The sequence below is a fragment of the Zavarzinia sp. genome, assembly GCF_049306435.1.
Lineage (GTDB): Bacteria > Pseudomonadota > Alphaproteobacteria > Zavarziniales > Zavarziniaceae > Zavarzinia.
Map to the genome: position 1 here is coordinate 1 of NZ_JBAQRT010000184.1, position 7,171 is coordinate 7,171.

At 67.8% G+C, this 7,171-nt stretch carries 9 protein-coding genes and 1 other RNA gene; 3 read left to right on the forward strand and 7 right to left on the reverse strand.

The features are described 5' to 3' along the window. The 7 genes from ruvB to ssrS form a co-directional block, all read right to left on the reverse strand. The coding region (ruvB, locus tag WAZ62_RS10235) for a Holliday junction branch migration DNA helicase RuvB (protein ID WP_422643423.1) at positions 1 to 658 on the reverse strand (658 nt) is incomplete at its 3' end. Next, positions 655 to 1,266, reverse strand: coding sequence for a Holliday junction branch migration protein RuvA (gene ruvA / locus WAZ62_RS10240; RefSeq protein ID WP_422643424.1), 612 nt, complete (start codon positions 1,264 to 1,266; stop codon positions 655 to 657). The genes ruvA and ruvB, both read right to left, overlap by 4 nt. Next, positions 1,263 to 1,778 carry a crossover junction endodeoxyribonuclease RuvC gene (gene ruvC / locus WAZ62_RS10245; RefSeq protein WP_422643425.1) on the reverse strand — a complete coding sequence of 172 codons (516 nt, stop codon included), beginning with the start codon at positions 1,776 to 1,778 and terminating at the stop codon, positions 1,263 to 1,265. Before ruvC ends, ruvA begins: the two co-directional genes overlap by 4 nt. Before the next feature lie 39 nt (positions 1,779 to 1,817). Further along, the gene (locus tag WAZ62_RS10250; protein ID WP_422643426.1) at positions 1,818 to 2,564 is read right to left on the reverse strand and encodes a YebC/PmpR family DNA-binding transcriptional regulator; all 747 of its coding nucleotides are present in this window, start codon (positions 2,562 to 2,564) and stop codon (positions 1,818 to 1,820) included. 110 nt (positions 2,565 to 2,674) lie between these two features. Further along, on the reverse strand, positions 2,675 to 3,493 hold the full coding sequence (locus tag WAZ62_RS10255; RefSeq protein ID WP_422643427.1) for a TIGR00282 family metallophosphoesterase: 819 nt from the start codon (positions 3,491 to 3,493) through the stop codon (positions 2,675 to 2,677). Continuing rightward, the gene (locus tag WAZ62_RS10260; protein WP_422643428.1) at positions 3,490 to 4,089 is read right to left on the reverse strand and encodes a 5-formyltetrahydrofolate cyclo-ligase; all 600 of its coding nucleotides are present in this window, start codon (positions 4,087 to 4,089) and stop codon (positions 3,490 to 3,492) included. The genes WAZ62_RS10255 and WAZ62_RS10260 overlap by 4 nt, the downstream gene beginning before the upstream one ends. Before the next feature lie 35 nt (positions 4,090 to 4,124). Continuing rightward, a non-coding RNA gene (gene ssrS, locus WAZ62_RS10265) (6S RNA) lies at positions 4,125 to 4,280 on the reverse strand. A 144-nt stretch (positions 4,281 to 4,424) separates the two neighbouring features. Here ssrS and WAZ62_RS10270 point away from each other — a divergent pair. The 3 genes from WAZ62_RS10270 to WAZ62_RS10280 all read left to right on the forward strand — a co-directional run bounded on the left by WAZ62_RS10270 (position 4,425) and on the right by WAZ62_RS10280 (position 7,037). Continuing rightward, positions 4,425 to 5,012 carry a YceI family protein gene (locus WAZ62_RS10270; protein WP_422643429.1) on the forward strand — a complete coding sequence of 196 codons (588 nt, stop codon included), beginning with the start codon at positions 4,425 to 4,427 and terminating at the stop codon, positions 5,010 to 5,012. A gap of 81 nt (positions 5,013 to 5,093) precedes the next feature. Then, entirely contained in the window at positions 5,094 to 6,404 is a 1,311-nt protein-coding gene (locus tag WAZ62_RS10275) for a hypothetical protein (RefSeq protein WP_422643430.1), read from the forward strand. A gap of 15 nt (positions 6,405 to 6,419) precedes the next feature. Continuing rightward, the gene (locus WAZ62_RS10280) at positions 6,420 to 7,037 is read left to right on the forward strand and encodes an isochorismatase family cysteine hydrolase (protein ID WP_422643431.1); all 618 of its coding nucleotides are present in this window, start codon (positions 6,420 to 6,422) and stop codon (positions 7,035 to 7,037) included. The last annotated feature ends 134 nt before the right edge of the window (positions 7,038 to 7,171 follow it).

Genomic DNA, 7,171 nt, shown 5'->3' on the forward strand with positions numbered 1-7,171 from the left:
GGGGCGTGCCGCGCGCCCGCCGGGCGATCTCGCGCGCGCCGTCCGGCGTTATGGCGACATTGAGGATATGGGCACCGCGCCGGACGATCAGCTCCAGCTCGCCGACCTCGTAGAAATTCAGCCGCACCGGAATGCCGAAACGATCGCGCAGCGGCGTCGTCAGGAGGCCGGAGCGGGTGGTGGCGCCGACGAGGGTGAAGGGCGGCAGGTCGATCTTCACCGAGCGCGCCGCCGGCCCCTCGCCGATCATCAGGTCGAGCTGGTAATCCTCCATCGCAGGGTAAAGCACTTCCTCGACCGCGGGGTTGAGGCGGTGAATCTCGTCGATGAAGAGGACGTCGCGCGGCTCGAGATTGGTCAGGAGGGCAGCAAGGTCGCCCGCCCGCGCGATCACCGGCCCCGAGGTCGACTTGAAGCCGACGCCCAGTTCCCGCGCCATGATCTGGGCCAGCGTCGTCTTGCCAAGGCCGGGCGGGCCGAAGAACAGCACATGGTCGAGGGCATCGCCCCGCGATTTCGCCGCCTCGATGAAGATCTTCAGATTCTCCCGCGCCTTGGCCTGGCCGACGAAATCGTCGAGCCTTGTCGGCCGCAGGCTGGTCTCCAGCATGTCCTCCTCGCGCCGGGCGGAGGAGACGACGCGGCTTTCCTCGCTCATCGCGCCAGCTCCTTCAGGCTCTGCCGGATCAGGGCGCCGACCTCGGCATCCTTGCCCAGTTTCGAGACGGCGGCGGCGACGGCGACCGAGGCTTCGGCGGGCTTGTAGCCGAGATTGATGAGGGCCGAGGCGGTCTCGGCCATGGCGCTACCGCCCGCGGGCACGGCTGCGGCGGTCTCGGGACCGGGCAGGAAGGCGCCGCCGATCGCCGGCACCCGGTCTTTCAGTTCGGTGATGAGGCGCAGCGCCAGCTTCGGCCCGACGCCGGAGGCACGACCGAGGGCGGCCTTGTCGCCGGCCATGACGGCGCGGGAAATCTCGTCCGGCGCCAGCGCGTCGAGGATCGCCAGCGCGACCTTGGCGCCGACGCCCTGCACGGTCTGCAGGATGCGGAACCAGTCCCGCTCCGCCTTGTCGAGAAAGCCGAAGAGGCGGATCGAATCCTCGCGCATCACCGTCTCGACCACGAGGCTGACGGCCTCGCCCGGCGCGGGCAGGCGGCGCAGGGTGCGGGCCGAGCAGGAGGCGACATAGCCGACCCCGCCGCAATCGACCATGGCCCAGTCCTCGCCGGTCTCGTCCAGCCGGCCCGACAGCTTGCCGATCATCGCCGCGCCCCCGCCAGCATCAGTCCGCGGGCCAGCGCCCGGTCGCTGGCGGCGTGATGGGCATGGCAAATGGCGACGGCGAGGGCATCGGCCGCGTCGGCGCCATTCACCTGCACCGTCGGTAGCAGGACTTTCACCATGTGGTGGATCTGGCCCTTGTCGGCATGGCCGGCGCCGACCACCGACTTCTTGATGTGATTGGGGGTATATTCCGCGACCGACAGGCCGGCGAGCGACGGCGCCAGCAGGACGACGCCGCGCACCTGCCCCAGCTTCAGGGTGGAAGACGGGTTCTTGTTGACGAAGGTTTCCTCGACCGCGGCGGCATCGGGGGCATAGGTGGCGAGCACCGCCTGCACCCCCTCGAAGATGTGACGCAGGCGCAAGGACAGTTCATCCGCCGCGTTGGAGGTGACGACACCATTGGCGACGGGGACGAGGCGCGATCCCACGGCTTCGATCACGCCCCAGCCGGTGCGCTGAAGTCCTGGATCGAGTCCGATGATGCGCATCCGTCTCCCGCCTTGCGTTGCTGAAACCCCGAGGTCGGATCAGGCCGAGAGCTTGGCCATGATCTCGTCCGAGACCTCGAAGTTGGTGTAGACGTTCTGCACGTCGTCATTGTCGTCGAGATAGTCGATCATCTTCAGGAGGCTGCGCGCCGTTTCCTCGTCGACCGCGGCCGAGACGCTGGGCTTGAAGACCAGCTTGGCGCCATCGGCGCCGCCGAACTTCTCCTCGAGGGCGTCGCGCACGGTGCCGAGATCGTCGACCGAGGTCACGACCTCGTGGCCATCCTCGGTCGAGACGCAGTCTTCCGCGCCCGCCTCGATCGCCGCTTCCAGCATGGCGTCGGCGCCCGCGACGCTGGCCTTGTAGTTGATCTGGCCGACGCGGCTGAACATATGCGAGACCGAGCCGGTCGAGCCGAGGTTGCCGCCGAACTTGGTGAAGATCGAGCGCACTTCCGAGGCGGTGCGGTTGCGGTTGTCGGTCAGGCCCTCGACGATGACGGCGATGCCGGCCGGGCCATAGCCCTCGTAGCGCACTTCCTCGTAGTTCTCGCCATCGCCGCCGGCGGCCTTCTTGATCGCGCGGTCGATATTGTCCTTGGGCATGTTCTCGGCCCGGGCGGCCAGGATGGCGGCGCGCAGGCGCGGGTTCATGGTCGGGTCGGGCAGACCCATCTTGGCCGCGACGGTGATTTCACGAGCGAGCTTCGAGAACATCTTGGACCGCTTGGCGTCCTGCGCGCCCTTGCGGTGCATGATGTTCTTAAACTGGGAATGACCTGCCATGATGTCTCTCCAGGGGCCGGGTGAACCGTAGCCCTGATCTAGTCTTACGAGCGATTGGGGTGGAAATTACCATATCTGGTAGGAAAGCGTAGCCTTCAGTCCGAAGCCCTTCAGTCGGGAGGCCACTGGGGCTTCAGCCGGCCGCCGACGCGGATCGGCTCGATCTTCAGGGCAAGGCCCGTCCGGTCGTCGGTCTCGACCAGTAGGCCGCAAACCGTCGCCTCGCCCGAGGCCGCCTCGAAGCGGCCGCCGGGGATCTTGCGGATGAAGCGGTTCACCGGCTCGGCCTTGTCCATGCCGATCACGCTGTCGTAATCGCCGCACATGCCGGCATCGGTCTGATAGGCGGTGCCGCCGGTGAAGATCTGGGCATCCGCCGTCGGGATATGGGAATGGGTGCCGACGACGAGCGAGACCCGGCCGTCGCAGACATGGCCCATGGCCATCTTCTCGGAGGTCGCCTCGGCATGAACATCGACGATGATCGCCGAGACCGTGGCGCCCAGACGCACCTTCGCCAATTCCGCCTCGACCGCCGCGAAGGGATCGTCCAGCGGGTCCATGAAGATGCGGCCCATGACGTTGATCACCAGCACCTTGCGGCCGCCCTGTGCCGTCTCGAAGATGCCGGCGCCGCGCCCCGGCGCCGTCGGCGGGTAGTTGCGCGGGCGCAGCAGCCGGGGGTCGCCGCCGATATAGGACAGCGTTTCCTTCTGGTCGAAGGCATGATTGCCGGTCGAGATCACGTCGACGCCGAGGGCGTAGAAGTCCTTGGCGATCTGCGCGGTGATGCCGAAGCCCCCCGCCGCGTTCTCGCCATTGACGACGATGAAGTCGGGTTTCAGCCGGGCCCTGATGTCGGGCAGATGTTTGGCCAGCGCGTCGCGGCCGGACCGGCCGACGACATCGCCGAAGAAAAGCAGCCTCATGGGCGGATTCCGATCGTCTCGCGCTCGGTTACGATCCAGTCGAGGGCGGCGTCATTCGCCGCGCGGGGCACGGATGCCACTTCCTGCACCGAAAAAGCAAGCCCGATGGCGATGAAATGGGGTTTTGCCGCACGCAGACGCGGCAAGGTGCGGTCGTAATAGCCTCCGCCCTGGCCAAGTCGGCCCCCTGAGCGGTCGAAACCGACCAGGGGCACCAGCACCACGTCGGGCAGGATTTCAGCGCCGGCCGCGGGCACGGGAATGTCGAATTCCCCGGCCTCGAGGGCGAGGCCCTCGGCCCAGCCCCGGAATTCGAGCGGGCGGCCCGGCGCCACGACGACCGGCAGACACAGGCCGAAACCCCGGGCCGCGAGCCCGCGCATGGCCGGCAGGGGATCGATCTCGCTGCCATGGGCGACATAGCCGGCGACGGTGCCGATATCCGGCAGGGGAACGCTGGCCAGATGCGCCGACAGGCCCTCGGACGCATCGGGCTGGGCCGCGCGCGCGGACTTCCGCTTCTCGCGCAGCAGCTTTCGCAAGCCAGCCTTTTCGTCGTCGATATCCATCGGCCCGGCGCCCGCAGTTTCCGACAAGGTGAGGATCCGGCGCGAGGGGCCGGAAAGGGTGTGGCGGGACCACCGAAGCCGCTGGCGTTCCGATCCTCTGTGGCCTGCGTCAGCAGGTGGGCGCCATGTTCCCGGACCAAGGCCCGGAAAGGGACAGCTCCCGTAGAGTCGGTATTGGCCCCAGGGATTGCAGTGCCTGGCGTGCGCAGCAGTGCCCGCCACGCCTTCTATTTAGGGACTCGGACCCCACTTGTCCAAGCCCTCGTTTCACAATTCGGCACGGGCGCCCTGTGCCATCGCCGAAACCATGGTACTTTGCCTTCGGGAGCGGCAGGGCAACGCCATCGCAGGAGGATGTCGGGATGAACCGGACGACCACGATCCTCGCCCTTGTGACCGGGCTTGCCGCCGGCTGCGGCCCGGCCCTGGCCGGCGACCTTTACCGCATCCAGCCGGGCACCACGACGATCGGCTTTTCCGTCGATCATCTCGGCCTGTTCTCGACCGCTGGCACCTTCGGCCGTTTCGAGGGCAATCTCCTCCTCAATCTCGATGATCCGAGCCGCAGCCGGGTCGAGGTGCGGGTGGACACGACCTCCGTCGCCGTCCCCTCCGACCTCGCCGCCGACATGCTGCGCTCGGCGGATTATTTCGACCCCGCGCGCTTTCCCCAGCTGCGCTTCAAGGCCGTTTCGGTGAAGGACCTCGGCAACGACCGGGTCGAGATCACCGGCGACCTGACCATCCGCGACATCACAAGGCGCGAAATTCTTCAGGCCGAGCTGACCGGGCGCAACACCGACCCCGTGACCAAGGCCGAGGTCGCCGATTTCGTCGCCTCCGGCACCGTGGAGCGCGCCGATTTCGGCATGACCGCCGATCAGGATTTCGTTTCGAACGACGTGCGGCTGGTCATCACCGCCCATATCCGGCTCGACCCCGGCGGCTGAGCGCCGCGGCACCGGCTGCGCCTTGCTTCCGCCGTCTCCCTTGGGGCAAAGTTCTTTCCCGGTCGGAACAAGGGGATTCCCGTGAAGCGTCATCCCTTCATCATGGCGGTCTGCAGCGACTTCGCCGGCCAGGTCCGGGGCAAGGGCTTCCCGGCCGAGGATCTGGCGGATCGCCTGGCCAAGGGCGTGGGCTGGACCCCGACCAATGTCATGATCAACTGCTTCGGCGCCATTCCGGCAACGCCCTTCGGCCCGCGCGGCGACCTGATCCTGCTGCCCGACCCCGCCGCCGAGCTGAAGGTCGATTTCGAGGACGGCGGCGTGCCCGAGCATTTCTTCATCGGCGACATCCTCGACATGGCCCGGGCGCCCTGGTCCTGCTGCACCCGGAGTTACCTGAAGCAGGCGGTCGAGCGGCTGAGCGCGGAATTCGGCCTTCGCCTTCGCGTCGCCTTCGAGCATGAATTCTTCCACGGCGGGGTGGCGGAGCGGCCGGGCGGTTCCTACGGGCTCGACGCGATCCGCAGGGCCGGTGATTTCCCCCATGCCCTGATCGCCGCCATGAAGGCCGCCGGGCTGGAGCCCGAGACCGTGCTGCCCGAATATGGCCCCTGCCAGATCGAGGCGACCATGCGCCCCGCCCTCGCCCTTCAGGCGGCGGACCGGGCGGTGATGCTGCGCCAGGTCACGCAAGCCCTCGCCTTCCGCCAGGGCAGCTGGGTCAGTTTCTCGCCGGTGGTGACGCCCGGTATCGTCGGCAATGGCGTCCATGTCCATTTCAGCCTGGAAGACGAAGCGGGCAAGCCCCTGTCCCACGACGGGGACGCCCCGGATGGCATTTCCGATATCGCCAGCCGCTTCATCGCCGGCATCCTCGACCTTGGTCCCGCGCTCTGCGGTCTGACGGCGCCGAGCGTGCTGTCCTACGAGCGCCTGAAGCCCAATTCCTGGAGCACCAATCTCACCAACCTCGGCTGGCGCGACCGCGAAGCCTTCGTCCGCATCTGCCCGGTCTCGGACGTGCCGGGCGAGGATGTCTCGCGCGGCTTCAATTTCGAGTATCGCGCGGCCGATGGCGCAGCCAGTCCCTATCTCGTCCTTGGCGCCCTGATCCGGGCCGGGATCGCCGGGCTGGAAGCGGACGAACCCGCGCCGCCCGCGACCCTCGACGGGCCGGGCGCCCTGTCGGCGGAGGAATGGGCGCTGCGAGGCATCCGCCCCCTGCCCTCCAGCCTCTCGGAGGCACTGGAGGCGCTGGAGGCGGCGGGCGAGGTGCTGATCGAGAATTCGGAAATGCGCATCGCCTACCTGATGCACAAGCGGGGTGAGATCGCCGCGGTCGATGGGCTCGACCTCGCCGCGCTCGCCGCCAGATATGCCCGTGTCTACTGAGTGAGGTTGCTTGCCATGGCCGTCCAGAAACCCTATCGCACCCGCGACCTGCCGATCGTGCCCGAGCGCACGGCGATCATCGTGATCGACGCCCAGAACGGCCTGCTCGACGACGGCACCCCGGAAGAGAAGCCCTATTTCCAGCACCGGCTGCACCAGGTCGCCCTGCCCAACATCGCCCGTCTGATCGGGAAGGCACGGGCGACCGGCATCGAGGTGATCTACACGGTGATCGAGAGCCTGACCCTCGACGGGCGGGACCGCAGCCTCGACTACAAGGTCAGCGACTTCAATTATCCGAAGGGCGGCTGGGACTCGAAGGTGCTGGACGCGGTCCTGCCGGTCGGCGACGAGATCGTGCTGCCCAAGACCTCGTCCAGCCTGTTCAATTCGACCATCTTCGAATATCTGCTGCGCAACCTCGGCGTCGATGCCGTGATCGCGGTCGGCTTCCTGACCGACCAATGCGTCGACCTTGCCGTGCGCGACGGCGCCGACCGTGGCTTCGAGATGATCTGCGTGACCGACGCCTGCGCCACCAAGAGCGAGGAGCGCCACAATTGGGCGCTCCGCCTCAACAAGGGCTACTGCCGCCAGGCGACGACCGACGAGATCCTGGCCGAGATGGTCTGAGCCGCCGCGGCGATCAGGACGGCGCCCGGCAGGTAATCCCGGTCGCGCCTTCGCGGATGCCGGTGCCGGCATGGCCCGCCACCATGGCGCCCGCGTCCTGCAGGCGGCCGATCACCGCCCGGCCCTGCCCGCCC

Bases quoted from the DNA above. Each gene is read 5' to 3' on its own strand.
- WAZ62_RS10250 (WP_422643426.1), bottom strand. From the start codon at position 2,564: ATGGCAGGTCATTCCCAGTTTAAGAACATCATGCACCGCAAGGGCGCG.
- ruvA (WP_422643424.1), bottom strand. From the start codon at position 1,266: ATGATCGGCAAGCTGTCGGGCCGGCTGGACGAGACCGGCGAGGACTGG.
- WAZ62_RS10255 (WP_422643427.1), bottom strand. From the start codon at position 3,493: ATGAGGCTGCTTTTCTTCGGCGATGTCGTCGGCCGGTCCGGCCGCGAC.
- WAZ62_RS10270 (WP_422643429.1), top strand. From the start codon at position 4,425: ATGAACCGGACGACCACGATCCTCGCCCTTGTGACCGGGCTTGCCGCC.
- ruvC (WP_422643425.1), bottom strand. From the start codon at position 1,778: ATGCGCATCATCGGACTCGATCCAGGACTTCAGCGCACCGGCTGGGGC.
- WAZ62_RS10280 (WP_422643431.1), top strand. From the start codon at position 6,420: ATGGCCGTCCAGAAACCCTATCGCACCCGCGACCTGCCGATCGTGCCC.